Below are 19,033 nucleotides of genomic sequence, written 5' to 3' on the forward strand. Positions count from 1 at the left end.
CGGCGAGCTGCCGGGCCTTGGAATGGACAGGGATGGAAAGCGGGGCGACGGAGGCCGCCCCGCTGGTGCGCGCATCACTCGGCGGCGACGAGGGCCGCCGGATCGTCCGCGGCCTCGGCCGCGTCCAAGTCGTCACCGGCGAGGAAGTCGGGCAGCGCCACGGTGTCCTCATCCTGATCAACCGCGCCATCGACAGCCTGCGCGTCCATGGCGGGGCGCAGCGGTTCGGGCAGCCAGCCTGTGTCGGCCAGTAGGCGTTCGGCCTCCTTCGCCATGTCACCTTTCTTCAGGTGGGCGATGAGATCGGCGGCGCGATCGCCGGCGCCCTCGCGCACCGCTTCGAGGATGCGGGCCTTGGTCACGCGGCCCAGGTAGTTCTCGACCGTGGGCCTCCAGCCCGCTTCGACGAGATCGAGGCCGGTTGCCTGGGCCAGCCGTTCGGCCTCGGCCATGCGACGATCGAGACCGTGCTGCGAGATGCCGTTTCCCGAATAGGGGTTGGGCCGCTCGTAGAGCGCGTTGACGCCGAAGCTGACGCAATGGGCGAGCAGCGCCAGGCGGCTGGCCTCGTCGAGGCCGTCGATCCACCCCCAGAGCCGGTCGTCATCGCCGGAGGGAATGTCGCCCCGCCAGGCTTCCCCGCGCTCGTCGATCATCTTCGCGGCGGCACTGTCCGCGAGCCCGGTCGCATCGGCCGGGAGGTAGATGTGACGCACGGCGGCATAGAGGCTCGTTCCCGCGGTGGAGGTCCGCTCGAAGGTGTCGAGGACGAGCTTGTGTAGCAGGGCCGTCATGGCGACGTGCGGATTCTCGGCGAGCGCATTGCGCAGCGCCAGCGTCCGCCAGGCGGTCAGGTCGATCACCAGCCGCTCGGGCAGCGGCTTGACGGCATCGTCCTCCTCCTCGTCGTCGCCCTCCGGGACCGGCTCGCCGCCGACGGTGATGACGGCGCGCTGCACGGCATCGGGATCGGACGGGTCCGCATCGTCTCCGGCATCCTCGCCATCGACGGTCTCGGGTTGCTCGTCCTCGGGGCGGACGTAGCCGCCGCTGACGATCAACTCGCCCTCGCGACCGATGCTGACGAACACACCGGCACGGGCGATGTCTTCCGGCGCGAAGGTGACGGGCCGGTTCTCGAACGCTTCGAGTTCGGCCTCGATTTCGCCGAGCCGCTGGTCGACCTCATCGGGCAGTTCATCGGCCTCGGCGTATTGCGATTCGAGTTCGTCATACTCGTCGCGCAGCGCTTCGCGGCTGGTGCGTTCCTCATCGGTCAGCTCCTGGGTCACGCCGACCAGCCTGCGCAGGCCGTTGGCGTAGCCGTAGGGAAGCTCGACCGCCGCGTCGATCCACTTCCAGCCCTGACCCGCGATTTCGTCGGCGACGGTGCGCAGCTTCTCGTCGACCAGCCGGTCGAGAAGCGTGACGTCCTGCAACCAACCGCCGTTCTCCTCGGAGAAGAGATCGCGCAGCACCGGGCCGCCCGCCGCCTCATAGGCTTCGATGCCGACGAAGCGGGCGCGCTTGTCGGCTGCCGGCACCGTGGTCTCGGTCAGCATGCTGCGGATCTGCCAGGGTTCCTTCTGCCAGGAATTGCTGACGCGCTCCCAAACCTGCTGCTGACGCTCGTGATCGGGGTTGACGGTGAAGGCTTCCAGCATCGCCAGCGTCATCTCGTTCCGCGCATAGGCGTCGAGCAGGGATGGCGCGACGGTCGCGAGGCGAAGACGCTGCATGATGTAGCGCGGCGTGGTCCGCCAGGCGTCGGCGATCTCCTCCTTCGACATGCCCATGTCGAACATCCGCTTGAACGCCTTGAACTGGTCGAGCGGATGCAGGGCGAGGCGTAGCAGGTTTTCGGCCAGCGAGTCGTCGACTGCCGAGGTCTTGGCATCGGCCTTCTTGACGATGCAGGGGACAAGGCCATCGGCCGGGAAGCGTCCAGCCTCGACGAGGCGCGCAATGGACCTGTAGCGCCGGCCGCCGGCGGGCGTCTCGAAATCGCCGGTCTCGTTGCCGCCCTCATCGAGGATCGCGCGGACATTGAGGCCCTGAACGAGATCCTCGCGACGGTCGATGTCATGGGTGAGTTCGTCCAGGCCGGCCTCAACGTCGATCTCGCGGACATTGCTGTCCGACAGGCTGATCCGGTTGAACGGAATGTCCCGCGCCCGCGAGAACTCGATCATCGGGAGGGCGGGCTTCTTTTTCTTGGCAGCTCTTGCCATCGTGGTTTCTCCGCGACGGACGCCGAAAGCCTCTCTCTCGACCCTAAATCCGTCACGAAACCCCACCCCCCTCTCTTCCTCTAAACCGCCAGCGGCAGGCACCGCGTCACCAGTCGAGGCGCCGCGGCCGCTCCTCGTTGACGCCATGTTTGCGGCGCAGCGACAGGATGGCCGCCTCCTGCCGGTCGATCTTTCGCCGGAGCCGTTCAAGGTCTGGCCCGACCGCGAGGAGCAGATCGTCGAGGACGCGCCGATATTCGGCCTCGTCCGCGCCCGTCCACCGGCTCATCCGACGATGATAGTGGCGCGCCTTCGGTCGCTGCCGAACGGTCATGGCCTCGGCCCGGTCGCGAACCGCGCGTTCCGCGAGCGCCAGGTTGCGACGGGTATCGTAGCCCGGAACACAACCGCGCCGTCGGTGGCGCAACCCGCTCCAAACACCTCGACGGCACGGCTTTCGACATCGGTATGGCGAACCACGATCCTGCGGCGTTCGAGGCAGCGGCACGGGAGGTCGGGTTCCTCGGCTTCGGTTTCTATCCGCGCTCGGGTTTCATTCATGTCGATCTCGGACCTGCGCGTCAGTGGGGCGAGCGGTTCCCGGCCCGGGCGACTGCCTTCGCGGCGGAGACGCCGCCCGCGCGCGAGGTGCTCGCCGACAGCCGCACCATGAAGGGGGGTGGCGCGGCCGGAGTGGCGACGCTGGGCGCGGCGGGCGTCGAGGTAGCGCAGAGCGCCCTGGCCGAAACGCAGATCGCGATCCTTCCGCTGGTCCCGTATCTCGATACGCTGCGCTGGGTGTTCATCGCGGTGGCTCTCGGCGGCATCGCGGTCACGATCTACGCGCGTCTCGATGACTGGCGCAGGGGGCGGCGGTGATCGCGCTCCTCGCTGGGTTCGCCGCCAGCCCATGGATGCGGACTGCCTTGAGCTACGGCGCGATCGTGCTCGCCGTGCTCCTGTTCCTGCTTTCGCTTCGGCGGTCCGGCGAGCGCGCGGGACGCCTCGCCGAACGCCTTGTGACCACGGAGAAGGCCAATGATGTCCAACGCCGGATGCTGGAGGCGGCAGCTCGCCGTCCTCGCGATCGGGACGAGCTTGTTGAGCGGCTGCGCGACGGTGAGTTCTGAATCAGGTCGCGTGTCGGCTTGTCCGCCGGTGGTGGAGTACAGCCGAGAGTTTCAGGCCCGCGCGTCAAACGAGGTGGCGCAACTCCCCGAGGGGGCTGCGATCGCCATCATGCTGACTGACTATGCGGTTCTGCGTGCACAGAATCGCGCCTGCTGACCCGATCTCCCGGCGCCCTCATCACGAGCGCCCCAACTGCATGAGGGCGATCAGAACCGCCCCCGTCGCTCCGAGCGCCAGGCGCGCAAGCCAACCCAAGGTCGGAGTGAAGCGCGCGAGCGCGCCGCCAAGACCTGCTCTTGCGGCCACGGCCAGTGCCGCCACGCTCGCCAGCACGGCGGCAACGCCGATCAGCATCATGGACGCGAAAGCCAAACCGGCCTCCGGAACTCCTCGAGCACTCGCGAAGGTCATCACGAACAGGGTCAGTGGACATGGGATCAACCCGGCCACCACCCCGAACGCCGCGCCCTCGTGATGGCCATCAGCAGCGTGTCCCCGGATGGCAGCGATGAGAAGCCAGAGGCCGATCAATCCGATCAGGCCTCGACTCAGATCTTCCAGGACCCGAGCTCGTCCGACTTCGCCAAAGGCCAGCGAAACCACCGGCAAGGCGAGAATGACCACGAGGACGGAGATCGCGATATGCGTGGCCGAGAGAATGACAGCGGTCCCGATGCCCCTCGACAGGCTGGCGCCGCTACCGGCGACGAACAAGGACAGCACGGTCTTCGAGTGTCCGGGCGTCAGGGCATGCGCCGCCCCGAATGCAATGCCGAAGGGCAGGAAGCCGGTCAGTGCAGACCAGTCCCGGGTCTCGGCGAAAGCGCGGAGCATGAGGGCGAGCTCGGCCGAGATCTCGCGTTGAACCGAGACGAGCCATCCCCAAAGGCTGAAAAGAATCCCCAGGCTCTCTGAAAGCATAGGGCAATCTAACCCGCATCGGCCATCGGTGACAGTTGTGGGCGGCCCGCTGTCCGACCTGGCCGGTGCGGCGGGAATTGACAGCGCACCCGTCTTGCGAAATTCTCCTCCTATGGGGATCCGCGATCTCCCCACGAGGCGACAGCCGAAGCTCGCGTTCCACCTCAACCTTGTTTCCAAGGAGGAACGCAGATGCCTGCGCCCGACGCCATCCCTGCCGACAAGCTCGCCAAGCTGATTGGCACGCCCCGCTGCCCGATCCTGCTCGATGTCCGCGCCGAAGCCGCCCGCGCCGCCGAACCGCGTCTCGTTCCCGCCGCCCGGCCACTCAGCGAGGCTGAGATCATCTCCGATGCTTTGGCGCGGCTCACGGCGAGTCTTGACGGCCCGGTTGTCGTCATCTGCGCCGAAGGTCACAGACGCAGTCAGGGTGTCGCCGCCGTGCTCCGGAGTGCGCGCATACCAGCCGAGTATCTGGAGGGCGGACAGGCTGCGTGGGTCGCGGCGGGACTTCCACTCGTCGATCCCGGCAAGCTTTCCGCACGCGACGCCGATGGCCGGACGGTTTGGGTGACGCGCTCCCGGCCCAAGATCGACCGGATCGCCTGCCCTTGGCTGATCCGCCGCTTCGTCGACTCACGCGCGACCTTCCTCTACGTTGCGCCCGCGGAAGTCGTCGGCGTGGCAGAGCTGTTCGGGGCGATGCCCTACGACATAGAGGAGGTGTTCTGGAGCCATCGCGGCGAGCTTTGTACCTTCGACACGATGCTGGCGGAGTTCGGGCTCTCGATCCCGGCGCTCGACCGGCTGGCTTCCATCGTTCGCGGGGCAGACACGGCGCGTCTCGACCTTGCGCCTGAGGCTGCAGGGCTTCTGGCCGCCTCCCTAGGACTCTCCCGGATGTACGCCGACGACCTCGAGCAGCTCGATGCCGGCATGGCGCTCTACGACGCGTTCTATCGGTGGGCGCGCGACGCCACAGACGAGACGCACAACTGGCCGACCAACCGGCCGGGAGGTGTGCGATGACGGACGCGACATTGGCGACGCCGGGTAGCGCTGCGCCCGCACAGGAGTATCCGACGCTCGCCGAGGCCACGCGGGTCTGGGCGCGCGTGGCTCTGCTGTCCTTCGGCGGACCGGCCGGACAGATCGCGGTGATGCACCGCATACTCGTCGAGGAAAAGCGCTGGCTCGGCGATGGCCGGTTCCTTCATGCGCTCAACTTCTGCATGCTGTTGCCGGGGCCTGAGGCGCAGCAGCTCGCCGTCTATATCGGCTGGCTCCTGCACCGGACCTGGGGCGGCGTGATCGCCGGCGTCCTGTTCGTCCTCCCCGGCGTCATCGCCATCATGGCGCTGAGCTGGGTCTATGTGATCTTCGGCAATGTCGGCTTCGTCGCCGCGCTGTTCTTCGGGCTCAAGGCCGCGGTGCTCGCCATCGTGCTGCAGGCGGTCTTCCGCGTCGGCCGGCGAGCCTTGAAGAACGACGCGATGCGCTTGATCGCCGCGCTGTCCTTCGTCGCGATCTTTGCCTTCGGCGCCCCGTTCCCGCTGATCGTGCTCGCCGCCGCCCTCATCGGGTTTCTCGGGGCGCGCGCCGGGCTGCAGGCGTTTGCTCCTGGTGGTGGCCACGGGTCGGTCGGCGGCACCCATGTCGACGATGCCGAGACGCTTCTTGGCCCAGAAATGGCTGAGATGCCGGCTTCGGCGCGGCGCGGCGCGCTCGTGGCGGGCGGGGTCGCGCTGGCGCTCTGGCTCGCGCCTGTGGTGGTGCTGGTGCTGGCCCTGGGGCCGGGCAATGTCTTCGCCGACATAGCCACCTTTTTCTCCAAGATGGCGGTGGTCACCTTCGGCGGCGCCTATGCCGTGCTGGCCTATGTGGCGCAGGAGGCCGTCGGTACCTACGGCTGGCTCGAGCCCGGCGAGATGCTCGACGGCCTCGGGATGGCCGAGACTACGCCCGGGCCGCTGATCATGGTGCTCCAGTTCGTCGGTTTCCTCGGCGCCTTCCGCGAGGCCGGGTGGGACAATGCGCTCCTCGCCGGCACTTTCGGCGGCCTTCTTGCGACCTGGGTCACTTTTGCGCCCTGCTTTGCCTTCATCTTCCTCGGCGCGCCCTACATGGAGGGGCTGCGCTCGAACCGGTCCCTTTCGGCCGCGCTGACGGCGGTGACGGCGTCGGTCGTGGGCGTGATCCTCAATCTCGCAATCTGGTTCGCGATCCACGTCGTCTGGATCGAAGTGCGCCGGATCGAGGCGGGGCCGCTCTCGCTCGAGCTTCCGGTCCTTGGTTCGATCGACTGGGCCGCAGCCGCACTGTCTGCACTCGCGCTCTTCGCGGTGTTTCGGCTGAAACTCGGCATGACGATCGTGCTGGGCGGGTCCGCCCTTCTCGGCCTTATGCTTTATGGTTTGGGGATGACCTCGCTCTCCGGCTGATCCATTCAGCCTCTTTCGACAGGATGGTCGCAAGCAGAGGGACCGTGCCCACGGCTGGGCGGTGATGTTCGCGCCGCTGATCATGGTGTTTGCTTTTGCCGGCATGATCAACCGGATGTCGGCCGCGACCGCCCAGCTGGTGTTCTACAGCTTTGCCGCGGTCATGGGCCTGTCGATCAGCTGGATTTTCGCCGTCTTCACCGGCGTCTCAATCGCGCAGACCTTCCTTGTGACCGCCGTCGCCTTCGCCGGGCTCAGCCTTTACGGCTACACGACCAAAAAGGATCTGTCCGGTCTCGGCACGTTCCTGATGATGGGTGTGATCGGTCTGATCGTGGCCATGGTCATCAACATCTTCCTGCAGTCGCCGGCGATGATGTTCGCGATCTCGATCATCGGCGTCCTCATCTTTGCCGCACTCACCGCCTACGACACTCAGGCAATCAAGAACGAATACGTTGCGCATGCCGCCCAAGGCGACCAGGAGTGGCTGCAGAAGTCGGCAATCATGGGCGCGCTGCGCCTATACCTCGACTTCATCAACATGTTCATGTTCCTGCTGCAGTTCCTCGGTCGACGCGAGTGACTTGAGGACGTTGCAAAAAGCGTCTGGCAGAAAAAGCCTCACAATACGAAACTAAAAGCAAACTACTTGCTGCTGCCAAAGACTCGGTGGGCTGGTGGACATCTCCGCTGAACGGCGATCGCTGACTAGTTTCGCACGCGGCGCCGTCAGGTAAGCGCAGCGAACAGGCCCAGCGCAATCAGTATAACGGCGGCCGACGTGGCCGCACGATCGTTGATCAGCCGTTCCAGACGCTCAAGCCCCTCGGCGATCTCCGCCAAGAGCTGCCCGTTTTCGCCCGGCCTCTCCGATCGGCCCGCCAATGCGGCTGCCCGGGCAACGGCGGCTGCCCTCGCGCTGAGCCGGGCTGCCGGGCCGAGCAGGTCGCCTTCGGCCAGCGACGGGGCGCGCAGTCCGGTTCCCAACGCGGCGATGACGAGAACTGCCGCGAGCCCAAGGGGCCAGGCGCTGATGCCGAGCGCCAACAGGTCAATCGCCTCGTAGGGCGCATTGCCCGTTGCCCGGGCATAGAGTGACCACGGCAGGCCAAGCGCGGCGGCTGACAGCGCTACCAGCGGCACGACCATGAGACCGGGCGGGCCGCCAGATTTTGCAGGCGCGGGAAGGGTGAAAAAGTAGCGCACCAGCAACAGCCCTGAGGTCAGCGCCGAGAGGCCGATTAACGTCGCGCCAAAGTCGCCTGCGGGACCCTTGATCGCCGATTTCACAAGCGCGCCGGCGGTTAGCGGCAACCCGGCCACCGACAAGGCGGCCATTGCCAGTGCCGCGATCACCAAGCCCCGCGCCACGCCCCGAGCCTTGCCGACCACGCCGACGCCCAGGAACAGCGCCCCCTTGGCCAGCCCGTGATGCAGCGCATAAAGCGCTACCGCCGGCAGAACCGAAGCCGCCGGCAGGCCCGCCGCCAGCGCCGCGCCCATCACGCCCATCAGAAGCCCCATCTGGCTGACTGTTGAATAGGCCAGCACCGTCTTTGGATTGCCCTGCATCGCCCCGTAGAGCGCCGCCGTGAAGAGCCCGCCGAACCCCGCAAGAGCCAGCAGCGTTCCACTGATCGGCCAGGCGCTGCCCCAAGGCAGAAATGTGACCAGCCCGAAGATGCCCGCCTTCACGATGGCGCCAGACAGCACCGCCGAGGCCGGGACCGGCGCCGCCGGATGTGCCACCGGAAGCCAGACATGCAGCGGGACCAATCCCGCCTTGATGCCGAAACCCGCAATCAGCAACCACAGCACCAGCGGGTCGGCCCCCGGGTCGGCGAGCCTGTCGCGAACCCCCTCTATGAGGATCGTTCCCCCTGCCGCATGGGCGATCATCATGAAACCGGCCAGCAGCGCGGTTTCGCCGACAACTGCAAGGATGATGTAGACCACGCCGGCCCTCATCGACGCGGGTTTGCGATCGTGGATCACAAGCGGATAGGCGGCCAGCGACACCAGCGCGAAGGACACGTAGAAGGTCGCCAGATCCGCTGCCAGAAACACACCCAGGTTTCCAGCGAGTACCAGCATCCAGAACAGGGCAAAGGTTTGCGCGCGGGAATCGCCGCGCATGTACCGCAGGGCATAAACCCCAGCCCAGAACCACAGCAGCGCGGCGCCGCCCAGAAACAGCACCCCCGTTTCGGTCAGTCGGAGTCCGCCATCGAGCAGTACCCCAGGCACGCTCAGGGTCTGGTCTCGCGGCGCCAGGAACACGGCGGCGAGTGCCGGGAGCGGCCCAAGCGGCAGCGCCAAAAGCATCCTCGGCCCCAGCTTCGGCAGCAGGCACAGAAAGGCGAGAAAGAGTGGCCAGAGGATCACGACCAACAGAAGAAGGCTGGGTGCGATTGTCATTTCAGATAGCCACTCTCGGCGATCAGCTCGGCCCATCTCAGCGGGCTGAACGGAAAAGTCGCAAAGGCTCCGGCCGCCAATGTTATCAGGGCGGTCACCGCGGCGGGGAGGACCAGCATCCTGTTCCACGCGCCGTCCAGTTCGCGTACCGGCGCCAGCTCCTTCGATGGCGGAAGCAGCCAGGCGCGGTAGAGCAGCGGCAGGAAGTAGAGCGCATTCAGAAGTGACGATCCCGCCAGAACGGCGATGACCCAACTCGCCTCGGACTGCAGCCCTCCCATCCCCAGGTACCATTTCGAGATGAAACCTGCGGTCGGCGGAATGCCGATCATGCCGAGCGCGCCGATGCTGAAGGCTGCCATTGTCACCGGCATCGCCCGCCCGGCACCGTCGAGATCCGCCACCAACTTGATCCCCATCCGGTTGTCCAGCGCCCCTGCGCACATGAAAAGAGTGATCTTCATGATCCCCTGATGCACCAGATGCACCAGCCCGCCGATGATCGCGAAGGGGCCGATCAGGCTGGCCCCGAGAATGATGTAGCTGACCTGGCTGACCGTCGAATAGGCCAGCCGCTTCTTGATGTCGGTCTGCATCACGGCGCGGAACGAGCCATAGAGGATGGTCGCTCCGGCCCACAAGGCAAGCGGCGTGCCGAGGCCAAGCTCCGATACCGTATCGATTCCGTAAACGTCGTAGATCATCCTCAGGATCCCGAACGCGCCGGCCTTGACCACGGCCACGGCGTGGAGCAGCGCGCTCACCGGAGCGGGCGCGGCCATCGCCTCGGGCAACCATACGTGGAACGGGATGAGCGCCGCCTTCACGCCGAGCCCGCCGATGCAAAGGATGAAGATCAGCGTGAGTTCCAGCCGCGGGATCCCGGTCAGATCAGGCGGTGCCGTGAACTCGATCGTGCCGACGAGCGACTTCAGCCAGACGATGCCCGCCAGAAAGGCGGCGCTGCCTGCCAGCGTATAGATCAGGTAGATGCGCCCCGCGCGGAGGGACTTCTCGTCACCCTTGTGGACGACCAGCGGCCACGTCGCCAAGGTCAGGAGTTCATAGAAGAGGAAGAAGGTGATCGCCGTGCCAGAAATGGCCACTCCGGTCGCCGATAGGACACAGAGGTTGAAGAATCCGAAGAAGCGCCCCAAGTGCGGTCCGCGCTTGAAATAGGCGATCGCATAGACGGTGGTTATCAGCCACAGGAAGGCAGAGAGAGTGACAAACAGCAATGAAAGTGAATCCGGCCGGAGGATGAATTCGTGTCCCGGCAGGAATTCGTAGCGCCATTCCGTGATCGTGCCCTCGCGTGCTGCCAGCAGCAAGGCGCCCACGAGCGCCAGCTTGCTCAGGGCGAAGCCGATGTTGATCGCGTCGCGCCAGACCGCGAGGCGGTCCGGCAGGGCAAAGCTGATCAGCGCCGGAACGATTGTCAGCGAGACCAGCAGCAGGGGTAAAAGACTGTTCACGGGACCTCCCCAACCGCAGCCGCCGGAGGCCCTGCCTGGGACACCCCTGCAGAGATATCGACCATCGCTTGTCCGGCGAACCCCAGCGACACTGCCAGAAGCCCCAGCGCCAGAGGAGCGGCGGTTTGCAACGTGTCCTTTGCCTCGGTAACCGGTGTGTCTCTGCCGGCGAAGGTCCTGGATAGCGGATTGAACAGGTAGACTGCGGCCATCAACCCGCCAACGAGCAGGATGGCGGCCTGGAACACGGCGCCTTGCTCCAGCGCAGCCTCGAGCAGGAGGAACTTCGCTATGAAGCCGGCCGAGGGCGGCAGGCCCATCAATGATATCGCGGCCAGCCCGAAGGCAGCCACCGTCAGCGGCATTACCCGCACAAGGCCACTAAGGTCCTCCAAGCGGTGGCCGTTCACCGCCTTGAGCATAAGCCCGGCCGCGAGGAACATCGCAGCCTTCGCAAGCATGTGGGCTATCGCATGGATTGTCATTCCGGCCCAAGCCCGGTCGGACCCTGCCGCTGTCACGACAAGCGGAAAAGCCAGCAGCAGATAGCCGATCTGCGCCACGGTCGAATAGGCCACGAGGGCTTTCAGGGTTTCCTGCCGGATCGCCTGGATCGAGCCGTAAAGTACCGCCAGCGCACCGAGCCAGCCAAGCACATCGAGTGCCGCAGGGGCTACGATGGCCGGGAAGGCCTCGAACCAAAGGCGCAGCAGGATCACGAATCCTACCTTGACGACAATCGCGGAGAGCAGGGCGCTGGCGGGTGCGGGTGCTGCGGCATGGGCTGGCGGCAGCCAGCCGTGCAGCGGAAAGACCGCCGCCTTGATCAGCAGTCCCGCCGTCATCACCGCCAGTGCGACCTTGGTCGCAAGGTCCGGCCTCGCTGTCCCGGCCAGCAGTGTGATGTCCACTGTCGCGTAATTGGCAAACAGAAGCGCGACGCCTAGCAGGTAGGCCAGCGATCCGACCAGCGCGACCACGAAGTACTGCAGCGCGGCGCGCAGCGAGCCCATCGCCGCCATCGCCACCGCGGCAAGGCTGACCATTTCCAGCGCGACATAAAGATTGAAGAGATCGGTGGTCAGGAATCCAGCATTTGCTCCGCCCCACAACAGGTAGAAGAGCGGCCAGAAGGCATAGCCGTGGGCGGTCTCCGACCCGCTCGGCCCGGGCGCGAATTCGCGCAGCGCGTACAGTCCAATGATCGAAGCGCAGGCTGACGTGGCTGCCACCAAAAGCTGTGCCACCCCATCCGCACGCAACAGGATTCCCAGCGGCAGGTTCCAGTCACCCACTATATGGGCGGTACCCTCTGGCAGTAGCAGCAGCCACACCGTCAGACCCGCCATGACCGGAATTGCCGCCAGTAGCAATAAGCGTCCCCGGCTCCCAAGCAGCACCGCCGCGATCATCAGAGCGAGGGGCACTGCGACAAGCAGGTCAAGCGGGCTCATGCACTGTCGCCGGTCGCTTCGACCGCCGCGGTGTCATCTCGTGCCCGCTCCTCCTCGGCCACGCGCACAACCAACGCAGCACCGAAAGCGGTGAGCGCCACCGCGACGACGATGCCGGTGATGACCAGCGCCTGCGGGAACGGATCGGTCGAAGCGGTGCCGCGCCCGAGTCCACCGAGGATCAGGAAGATACCGGCACCAACCACATTGACGGCCAGAAGCTGACGCAACGGATGACGCAGGGTCACGATGCCGTAGAGGCCGAGCCCCACCAATGCCGCCCCTGTTAGCGGGTAAAGATGCATTAACGTTGGCATGCAGTAGTCAGCTCCTATGATCCGGCGCTACCGACCGACCCGCCAGTAGCAGCGCGAGGGTCGCGCCGATCGACAGCGCAAGGCTGTACTCGATCGCGACGATCATGGCCTTCGCGAAGCCTGGCGGATAGAACAGGAATCGGCCCAGTGCGATTCCCGCCAGGCCGATGATGAGAAAGACCCCCGGGCCAAGCACAAGCACCGCGCGGAGAATGCTGTTGTCGGCCCGCGGCCATGCGACCGCTCCGCCGATCGCGGCGATGATCAGACCGCCGGCAAGCACGGTTCCGGCCTGAAACGCTCCACCCGGAAAGTCCGACCCGGCCCAGACCAGATAGGCCGCCATCACCAGCGCCAAGGGCAAGAGCAACCGTCCGAAGGCCTGAGCGACGCTTCCCCCCCCGCTTTCCGCCAGGTTCAGTGACGCGGGCGGGCGCGGCCATGCATTTCCCGGGGCGAGCGACCAGACTGCGACAAGCGCGCCCAGCAGGACGAATGTTTCCAGCAATGTGTCATAGGCCCGGAAGGCCAGAAGCACGCCAGTCACCGGGTTCTCGATGCCAAGCTCCGGCAGCAGCGCGGCGATTGGCCCGCCCAAGTCGTCTGCGGGCGCGACACTCAGGACCGCGGACCCAACCAGCGCCGTCAAACCAGTGCAGGCCAACACCGCGCCGGCACGTAGCCAGCCGGGCGTCTCGGCGCTGACCAGATCGTCACCAAGCGCCATCAGCCGTTGCCGCGTCAGTATCAGCAAAACTCCGGTGATGCCCGCGCCGATGGCGATCTCTGCCATGGCGACATTGACTGCGTTCATAGCCAGCCATGCCAGTCCGAGCAGATTGCCGAAAACGATGAAAAAAACGATTGCCGCCAGCGCGTTGTGCGTGAGAAGCGCTGCGGCTGCAGTACCGACGATCATCAGGCAGAGGATGAGGTCGAATGCCAGCGTCATCGGTCCGTGCCCCGCTCGGCCGCAGTCTTCGCGCGGCGCGCCATCAGTTGTGCGGTCGCTCCGGCGGCCATGAGCGCGAACAGCCAGACGGCGGCGATCTTGAAAGCGACAGCCACCGAACCCCAGTGCAACGCGGCGGCAAGCGCCACGAAGCCCAGACCGACGTTGTCGGCCTTGGTAAGCGCGTGCAGCCTTAACTCGGCATCTTGAAACCTGAGCAGCCCCAACGATCCGGCCGCATAGAAAAAGACACCGATGTAAAGAAGCGCAGGGACCAGGTAATCGGCCAATGTCATGGCTTTGGGTCTCCGGGCTCGTCCGCATCACTCTGGCCGTCCCGCACAAAAGCGAGAATTGCCACCGAGGCCAGCACTGTGCCAACCAAGGCCGCATCCAGCATCGAAGCGTCGTCCCTGGCCGCGCCCAGCGTCAGCGCCACGCCGACCCCGCTGGTCGCGACGAGTTGCGCTGCCATTACGTGGTCGATCGCCCGTGGCCCGAACCAGGCACGAAAAAGCGCCAGCGCCAGCGTGAGCAGAAGAACGACGGCGGCGACCATGAAATGGTCAGCTGCGTCCACGATTTTCTCCTGCGTAGCGAGGGGTAACGACAGGCATACCAAACAAGCGTAGCACGCGGCGTTCTTCTGCCTGAAGGCTGCGCAGGTTGAAATCTTCGGTGTCAAGCATGTGAACCTCCAACGCGCCATTGCGGATCCCTGCGGCCAATGAGCCAGGCAGAACGCTGACGACCCCGCCAAGGACGGCATTCACCTCAGCGATATTCGTCAAGAGCGGCACCCGGCGCCAGCCGGGCCGGACGGGCAGACGTGGGTCGAGCACTCGCCGCGCGACGTCCAGACCACCTAAGAAGCCGCGGAGCAGGAGGTGCGGCACGTACAGGACCGCCCACCACAGCCGAATCCCCGGTTGTGTCGCCGGGTAAAGCGCAAGGCTGATTGAGGTTGTCAGCAGGACCGCTGGCGCCCCGTAGTACAGCGCATCCATTGCGCCCCCTGTCAGCGCTAGCCAGAACGTTGAGAAGGCCACGAGGCGCACTGATGTCGCAAGCATTTTCATGCTCCAATCCCCACTATCTCATCTAACTGGCTCACGGCCGCCAAATCATGATGCGTGGATTTTGTTTACTGTAGTTGTTGGCCGAATGATAGGGCTTACTGGTGCCCCAGGCGTTCCATCCCGGATGAGGACATAGACTCTCGCTGGATTGCCCTGTTCAAGGCAAAATCGATCCTGCGGGGGGTGCGGCGGACAAGAAGGAAGACAATCCATTGGACTGTTTCCCCACCAAACGGACGAGGGCTGGGAATGCTGATCTCGCTTCACGAGCAGGGGACGACCACGCCGAAGATCCGGGCCGCGATCCGGGCGAGCGACAAGCCAGCCTCGCTGGTGACCGAGCCGCGTCACCCAGATTCAGCCATAGCTCGAAATCCGTTGCGATACGGCACTGCGCAAAGCACAAGGTGGGCCTGACTGCAACGGCAGCCGCCAAACCGCCTACTGTCCGGTCATTCGTTCGTTGGATGCAACAAAGAATGGTAAAATAGTCTTGGAAACCTCTCAAGTGTTATTGCTGCTCGAGGCCTTGGGCATCGGCCTTTTGATCGGGATCGAACGCGAGCGGAATGCGGGAACGACCGGAGGCCCCGCCCAGGCAGGGGTGCGCACCTTTGCGCTCGCCTCGCTGACCGGGGCGCTGAGTCAGATTGCCGGTGGATGGCCGATGCTCGCCGTCGCCGTCGCCGTCATCGGCGGCCTGCGCATGGTGACGCATCTGTCTCAGCCGGATCGTCAGGCGGGCCTGACGACCAGCCTTGCGCTGCTGATCGTGGTCGTGCTGGGCGCACTGTCGATCGAGCACACGTTCCTCGCGGCGGCATCCGGGGTTCTGGTCGCGGCGCTCCTGGCCGCGCGCACAGTGCTGCGCGAGTTCAGTCGCTCGGTGCTAAACGACTTCGAGATCCGCGACGGCCTCATCCTCGGCGTCTCGGCGCTACTGATCCTGCCGATCCTGCCCAACGAAGGCTTGGGTCCGGGCGGGGCGATCAATCCGCAAAACCTGTTCGTGATCGTCATTCTCGTCATGGCGATCGGCGCTGTCGGCCACGTCTGCACGCGGGTCTTCGGTTCACGGCTGGGGCTGCCGCTGAGCGGTTTCCTCTCGGGGTTCGTGTCGAGCACCGCCACCGTGGCGGCCATGTTGAAGAAGGTGCAGGATCGGCCGTTCGAGGCCTATCCCGCTGCTGCTGGTGTCACGTTCTCCTCGGTTTCGTCGCTCGCGCAAACCGGCATCGTACTGCTGTTCCTCAGCCCCTCGATGTTCACACTTGCAGCCCCGATCCTGATCATCCCTTCGGGCGTGGCCTTCCTCTATGGGATCCTGCTTGCACGCATCGGATCGCGCGGCGGCGGCGCAGAGCCCGATAGGCTCGAACTTCCCAGCCGGATTTTCAGCGTCCAGGGCGCATTGAGCTTTGCGACGATCGTGGCGACGGTCATCGTCGTCTCCGCTGTCCTGAACGACCGTTTCGGAAGCGAGGCCGTCCTGGTGTCGGCGGCGCTCGCGGGGCTGGTGAGCACGGGATCCGCTGCCGTTGCGCTTGCCTCGCTTGTTGTTGCCGGGCAGTTGCCGGCATCCGAGGCGGTCGTGCCGCTGGCAGCAGCGATCAGCGTGAATGCCGGTGTGCGGATCGTCCTGGCCCTTCGCGGAGGGGCGACGGCGTTCGGCTGGGCGGTTGCCACCGGCCTCCTGTTGACCGCCGCCGCTGTCTGGGCGGGGTGGTGGTTTGCAGCCGCCATCCGCATCATGATGGCGGCCTGAGAGTCGTGCCGCGGCGTAGACGCGGGAAGCGCATGTGTGGAGGGCGATATGGTCCAGCAACAGCCCAAAAAGACGATCGATCTGGCGCTTCAGGGCGGCGGGTCCCACGGGGCGCTGACTTGGGGTGTGCTCGACCGCATCCTGGAAGACGAACGGCTGGAGATCGCCGGCATCAGCGGGACCAGCGCTGGGGCAATGAATGCCGTGGTGCTTGCGCAAGGATTTCAAGAGCGTGGCCGGGAGGGAGCGCGCGAGGCGCTCGCCGCCTTCTGGCGGGCCGTGAGCGTTGCAGCGCGCTTTTCGCCGGTGCAGCGCAGCTGGTGGAACAGGCTCACCGGCAACTTCAACCTCGACAAGTCGCCCGGCTACCAATTCTTCGACAACCTGTCACGGCAGTTCTCTCCCTATGAGCTCAATCCGCTCGACATCAATCCGTTGCGCGACCTCGTAGCCAGCACGGTCGACTTCGATCGGGTCAATGCCTGCGCGATGCCGAAGATCTTTGTCACCGCTACCAATGTGCGCACCGGCCAGGCGCGCGTCTTTACCCAGCCGCATCTGTCGGTGGAAACGATCATGGCCTCGGCCTGTCTGCCATCGGTGTACCAGGCGGTGGAGATCGATGGCGAAGCCTATTGGGACGGTGGCTATATCGGCAATCCAGCGCTTCACCCCCTAGTCGACGAGACCGACTGTCGTGACATGGTGATCGTCCAGATCAATCCTATGACTCGCAGCAAACTGCCGCGAACGGGGCGTGAGATCCTCAACCGGGTGAACGAGATCAGCTTCAATTCCAGCCTCATAAAGGACCTTCGGGCGATCCAGCTGCTGCACAAACTTATTGAGGCGGAGGGGCTTGAGACGGAACGCTACCGCGACATGCGGGTCCATCTGATCCATGCTGATGAGGAGCTGCAGGACCTGGACGCCTCCAGCAAGCTCAACGCCGAATGGACATTCCTCAGCCACCTGCAACAGCGCGGCCGGGGTTGGGCGCACCATTGGCTAGAGGCGAACTTTGGTGACCTCGGCGTGCGCTCCACGTTCGACCTCGACGCGCTGTTCGTCGACTCGCTGCGGCCGATGCAGAGGTCCAACAAGTCGAGCGCCAACCGGTCAGCGGAGTAGTCGCAAATGTATGGCATCCTGGTCGTCGTTGCTGCGCTCGGCGGGCTCATGTATCTCGCTTACCGTGGCGTCACCTTGCTGATCCTGGCGCCGGGTCTCGCCCTGCTCACCGTGCTCGCCTCGTTTGAACGGCCGCTGCTTGCCAGTTACACTCAGATCTTCATGGTGGCGACGGGTGATTTCATCGTCCAGTACTTCCCGGTCTTCCTGCTCGGGGCCATCTTCGGCAAGCTGATGGAGGATACCGGCAGTGCCGAGGTTCTGGCCAACGCCACGATCCGGAGGCTTGGCAGCGACCGCGCCATATTGGCGGTGGTGCTGTCATGCGCGGCGATGACCTATGGCGGGGTATCGCTGTTCGTGGTCGCGTTCGCCGTGTTTCCGATCGCTGCAGCAGTCTTTCGCCGCGCCAATCTCCCCAAGCGGCTGATACCGGGCACCATCGCTCTTGGCGCCTTCACCTTCACCATGACCGCGCTGCCCGGCACGCCGGCGATCCAGAACGCGATCCCGATGCCTTATTTCGGCACGTCGCCCTTTGCCGCGCCGGGGCTCGGCATCCTGACGGCGTTGATTATGTTTGCGCTTGGCCAACTGTGGTTGGAGCGACGGGCGCGGGCCACCTCCGAAGGCTACGGCGACCACCCCGACGCTGAACGGCGCACTGACAGGGCCTTGCGCGAGCGCGCCGCGGGCGAAGGCTTCGACATTGGCGAACTCCCGGCCGGGGCGCGTCCGGCCGCGCCGCCGGCCCTCATGTTGGCGGCACTGCCGCTCGTCACGGTGATCGCCATCAACCTCACCTTTACCGCCCTCGTCATCCCGGCCATGGACACCGACTATCTTGCCGCGCCCGAATATGGCTCGGTGACCATCGATGCGGTGCGCGGCATCTGGTCCATAATCGCCGCGCTGGTCATTTCAATCGTGCTCATGATCGCCGTGAACTGGTCGCGCCTACCGAGGCTGACCGCCTCGCTGGATGCCGGGGCCCACGCCTCGCTGCTGCCGATCTTCAATACCGCGAGCCTTGTCGGGTTCGGCTCCGTCATCGCCTCGCTGTCGGCCTTCGCGCTGATCCGTGATTCGGTGATCGGGATCGGCGGCGACAATCCCCTGATCTCGCTGGCGATCTCGGTCAACCTTCTGGCCGGGATGACCGGCTCGGCGTCCGGAGGCATGAGCATCGCGCTCACCACGCTCGGCGGCGTCTATCTGGAGATGGCCCAGGCCGCGGGTATCTCGCCGGAGCTGATGCACCGGGTGACCGCGGTGGCCACCGGCGGGCTCGACGCATTGCCCCATAACGGTGCCGTCATCACGCTTCTAGCAATCTGCGGCCTGACGCACCGCGAGGCCTATCTTGATGTCGCCGTCGTCGCCGTGGCCGTCCCGATCCTCGCGCTGATCGTGCTGATCACCCTGGGAACGTTGCTGGGGAGTTTCTGAAATATGCCAACCAGTCGGCCCAGCCTGGAAAGATATCCCGCTGGCAGCCGGTGGCGCGCGTGCAAGCAGACCTGTGTGCATCGTCATCCGCGTGGAGAGGCAACTCGCCAGAGAAGGTTCGACCCCAGGCCCGTCCCCTCCGCCACTTTGGTAAAAACCGGGAACGCCGATTCCCGCCGACTTTCCTCCTTTGGTGGCTACCGGCGTCCTCAATAGGGTGTTTTTTGCTGCCCTCGATGTAGATCGCGTCGTCCGCGATCTCGGCG

18 protein-coding genes and 1 pseudogene are annotated in these 19,033 nt (G+C 65.4%); 8 read left to right on the plus strand and 11 right to left on the minus strand.

The window, feature by feature from the left end:
- Nucleotides 1–74: 74 nt before the first annotated feature.
- Nucleotides 75–2,231, minus strand: a complete 2,157-nt coding sequence (locus tag AC0CMF_RS18050) for a chromosome partitioning protein ParB (RefSeq protein WP_122521013.1) — start codon at nucleotides 2,229–2,231, stop codon at nucleotides 75–77.
- Nucleotides 2,232–2,337: 106 nt separating this feature from the next.
- Nucleotides 2,338–2,565 carry a hypothetical protein gene (locus AC0CMF_RS18055; RefSeq protein ID WP_374628871.1) on the minus strand — a complete coding sequence of 76 codons (228 nt, stop codon included), beginning with the start codon at nucleotides 2,563–2,565 and terminating at the stop codon, nucleotides 2,338–2,340.
- On the opposite strand from AC0CMF_RS18055, the gene AC0CMF_RS18060 reads away from it, so the two are divergent.
- A complete protein-coding gene (locus tag AC0CMF_RS18060; protein WP_374628941.1) occupies nucleotides 2,487–3,110 on the plus strand; it encodes a YcbK family protein in 624 nt (207 codons plus the stop codon). The two genes, AC0CMF_RS18055 and AC0CMF_RS18060, sit on opposite strands and share 79 nt — an antisense overlap.
- Nucleotides 3,107–3,361 carry a hypothetical protein gene (locus AC0CMF_RS18065; RefSeq protein WP_374628872.1) on the plus strand — a complete coding sequence of 85 codons (255 nt, stop codon included), beginning with the start codon at nucleotides 3,107–3,109 and terminating at the stop codon, nucleotides 3,359–3,361. Before AC0CMF_RS18060 ends, AC0CMF_RS18065 begins: the two co-directional genes overlap by 4 nt.
- A 178-nt stretch (nucleotides 3,362–3,539) precedes the next feature.
- Here the strand turns inward: AC0CMF_RS18065 and AC0CMF_RS18070 are convergent, their stop codons facing one another.
- The gene (locus AC0CMF_RS18070; RefSeq protein WP_374628873.1) at nucleotides 3,540–4,283 is read right to left on the minus strand and encodes an ABC transporter permease; all 744 of its coding nucleotides are present in this window, start codon (nucleotides 4,281–4,283) and stop codon (nucleotides 3,540–3,542) included.
- A 192-nt stretch (nucleotides 4,284–4,475) separates the two neighbouring features.
- On the opposite strand from AC0CMF_RS18070, the gene AC0CMF_RS18075 reads away from it, so the two are divergent.
- From AC0CMF_RS18075 to AC0CMF_RS18085, 3 genes and pseudogenes are all read left to right on the plus strand, one after another.
- Nucleotides 4,476–5,312: a chromate resistance protein ChrB domain-containing protein gene (locus tag AC0CMF_RS18075; protein WP_374628874.1), complete on the plus strand. Its 837-nt coding sequence runs from the start codon at nucleotides 4,476–4,478 to the stop codon at nucleotides 5,310–5,312.
- Nucleotides 5,309–6,724, plus strand: a complete 1,416-nt coding sequence (gene chrA, locus AC0CMF_RS18080; protein ID WP_374628875.1) for a chromate efflux transporter — start codon at nucleotides 5,309–5,311, stop codon at nucleotides 6,722–6,724. The genes AC0CMF_RS18075 and chrA overlap by 4 nt, the downstream gene beginning before the upstream one ends.
- Nucleotides 6,725–6,779: 55 nt before the next feature.
- Nucleotides 6,780–7,310, plus strand: a pseudogene (locus AC0CMF_RS18085) (Bax inhibitor-1/YccA family protein); the annotation flags it as partial.
- Nucleotides 7,311–7,456: 146 nt separating this feature from the next.
- On the opposite strand, the gene AC0CMF_RS18090 reads toward AC0CMF_RS18085, so the two are convergent.
- From AC0CMF_RS18090 to AC0CMF_RS18125, 8 genes are read right to left on the minus strand one after another with little or no spacing between them, the layout of a single operon-like run.
- Complete coding sequence (locus AC0CMF_RS18090) at nucleotides 7,457–9,145, minus strand: complex I subunit 5 family protein (protein ID WP_165456313.1); 1,689 nt, start codon at nucleotides 9,143–9,145, stop codon at nucleotides 7,457–7,459.
- Nucleotides 9,142–10,620, minus strand: a complete 1,479-nt coding sequence (locus tag AC0CMF_RS18095; protein WP_088411796.1) for a complex I subunit 5 family protein — start codon at nucleotides 10,618–10,620, stop codon at nucleotides 9,142–9,144. The genes AC0CMF_RS18090 and AC0CMF_RS18095 overlap by 4 nt, the downstream gene beginning before the upstream one ends.
- Nucleotides 10,617–12,074, minus strand: a complete 1,458-nt coding sequence (locus tag AC0CMF_RS18100) for a complex I subunit 5 family protein (RefSeq protein ID WP_089389411.1) — start codon at nucleotides 12,072–12,074, stop codon at nucleotides 10,617–10,619. Before AC0CMF_RS18100 ends, AC0CMF_RS18095 begins: the two co-directional genes overlap by 4 nt.
- Nucleotides 12,071–12,391, minus strand: a complete 321-nt coding sequence (locus AC0CMF_RS18105) for an NADH-quinone oxidoreductase subunit K (RefSeq protein WP_088411792.1) — start codon at nucleotides 12,389–12,391, stop codon at nucleotides 12,071–12,073. Before AC0CMF_RS18105 ends, AC0CMF_RS18100 begins: the two co-directional genes overlap by 4 nt.
- A gap of 7 nt (nucleotides 12,392–12,398) precedes the next feature.
- Entirely contained in the window at nucleotides 12,399–13,343 is a 945-nt protein-coding gene (locus tag AC0CMF_RS18110; protein ID WP_088411790.1) for an MnhB domain-containing protein, read from the minus strand.
- Entirely contained in the window at nucleotides 13,340–13,639 is a 300-nt protein-coding gene (locus AC0CMF_RS18115; RefSeq protein WP_088411788.1) for a cation:proton antiporter, read from the minus strand. The genes AC0CMF_RS18110 and AC0CMF_RS18115 overlap by 4 nt, the downstream gene beginning before the upstream one ends.
- A complete protein-coding gene (locus AC0CMF_RS18120) occupies nucleotides 13,636–13,923 on the minus strand; it encodes an MrpF/PhaF family protein (protein WP_198398661.1) in 288 nt (95 codons plus the stop codon). The genes AC0CMF_RS18115 and AC0CMF_RS18120 overlap by 4 nt, the downstream gene beginning before the upstream one ends.
- Nucleotides 13,910–14,422, minus strand: a complete 513-nt coding sequence (locus AC0CMF_RS18125) for a Na+/H+ antiporter subunit E (RefSeq protein ID WP_088411786.1) — start codon at nucleotides 14,420–14,422, stop codon at nucleotides 13,910–13,912. The genes AC0CMF_RS18120 and AC0CMF_RS18125 overlap by 14 nt, the downstream gene beginning before the upstream one ends.
- Nucleotides 14,423–14,930: 508 nt before the next feature.
- Between AC0CMF_RS18125 and AC0CMF_RS18130 the strand changes: the two genes are divergently transcribed.
- From AC0CMF_RS18130 to AC0CMF_RS18140, 3 genes are read left to right on the plus strand one after another with little or no spacing between them, the layout of a single operon-like run.
- A complete protein-coding gene (locus tag AC0CMF_RS18130) occupies nucleotides 14,931–16,187 on the plus strand; it encodes an MgtC/SapB family protein (protein ID WP_374628876.1) in 1,257 nt (418 codons plus the stop codon).
- Nucleotides 16,188–16,235: 48 nt separating this feature from the next.
- A complete protein-coding gene (locus AC0CMF_RS18135) occupies nucleotides 16,236–17,318 on the plus strand; it encodes a patatin-like phospholipase family protein (protein ID WP_264227072.1) in 1,083 nt (360 codons plus the stop codon).
- 6 nt (nucleotides 17,319–17,324) lie between these two features.
- Nucleotides 17,325–18,767 carry a GntP family permease gene (locus tag AC0CMF_RS18140; RefSeq protein WP_130990764.1) on the plus strand — a complete coding sequence of 481 codons (1,443 nt, stop codon included), beginning with the start codon at nucleotides 17,325–17,327 and terminating at the stop codon, nucleotides 18,765–18,767.
- The last annotated feature ends 266 nt before the right edge of the window (nucleotides 18,768–19,033 follow it).

The organism is Pannonibacter sp. CBAS1226, from assembly GCF_055685825.1.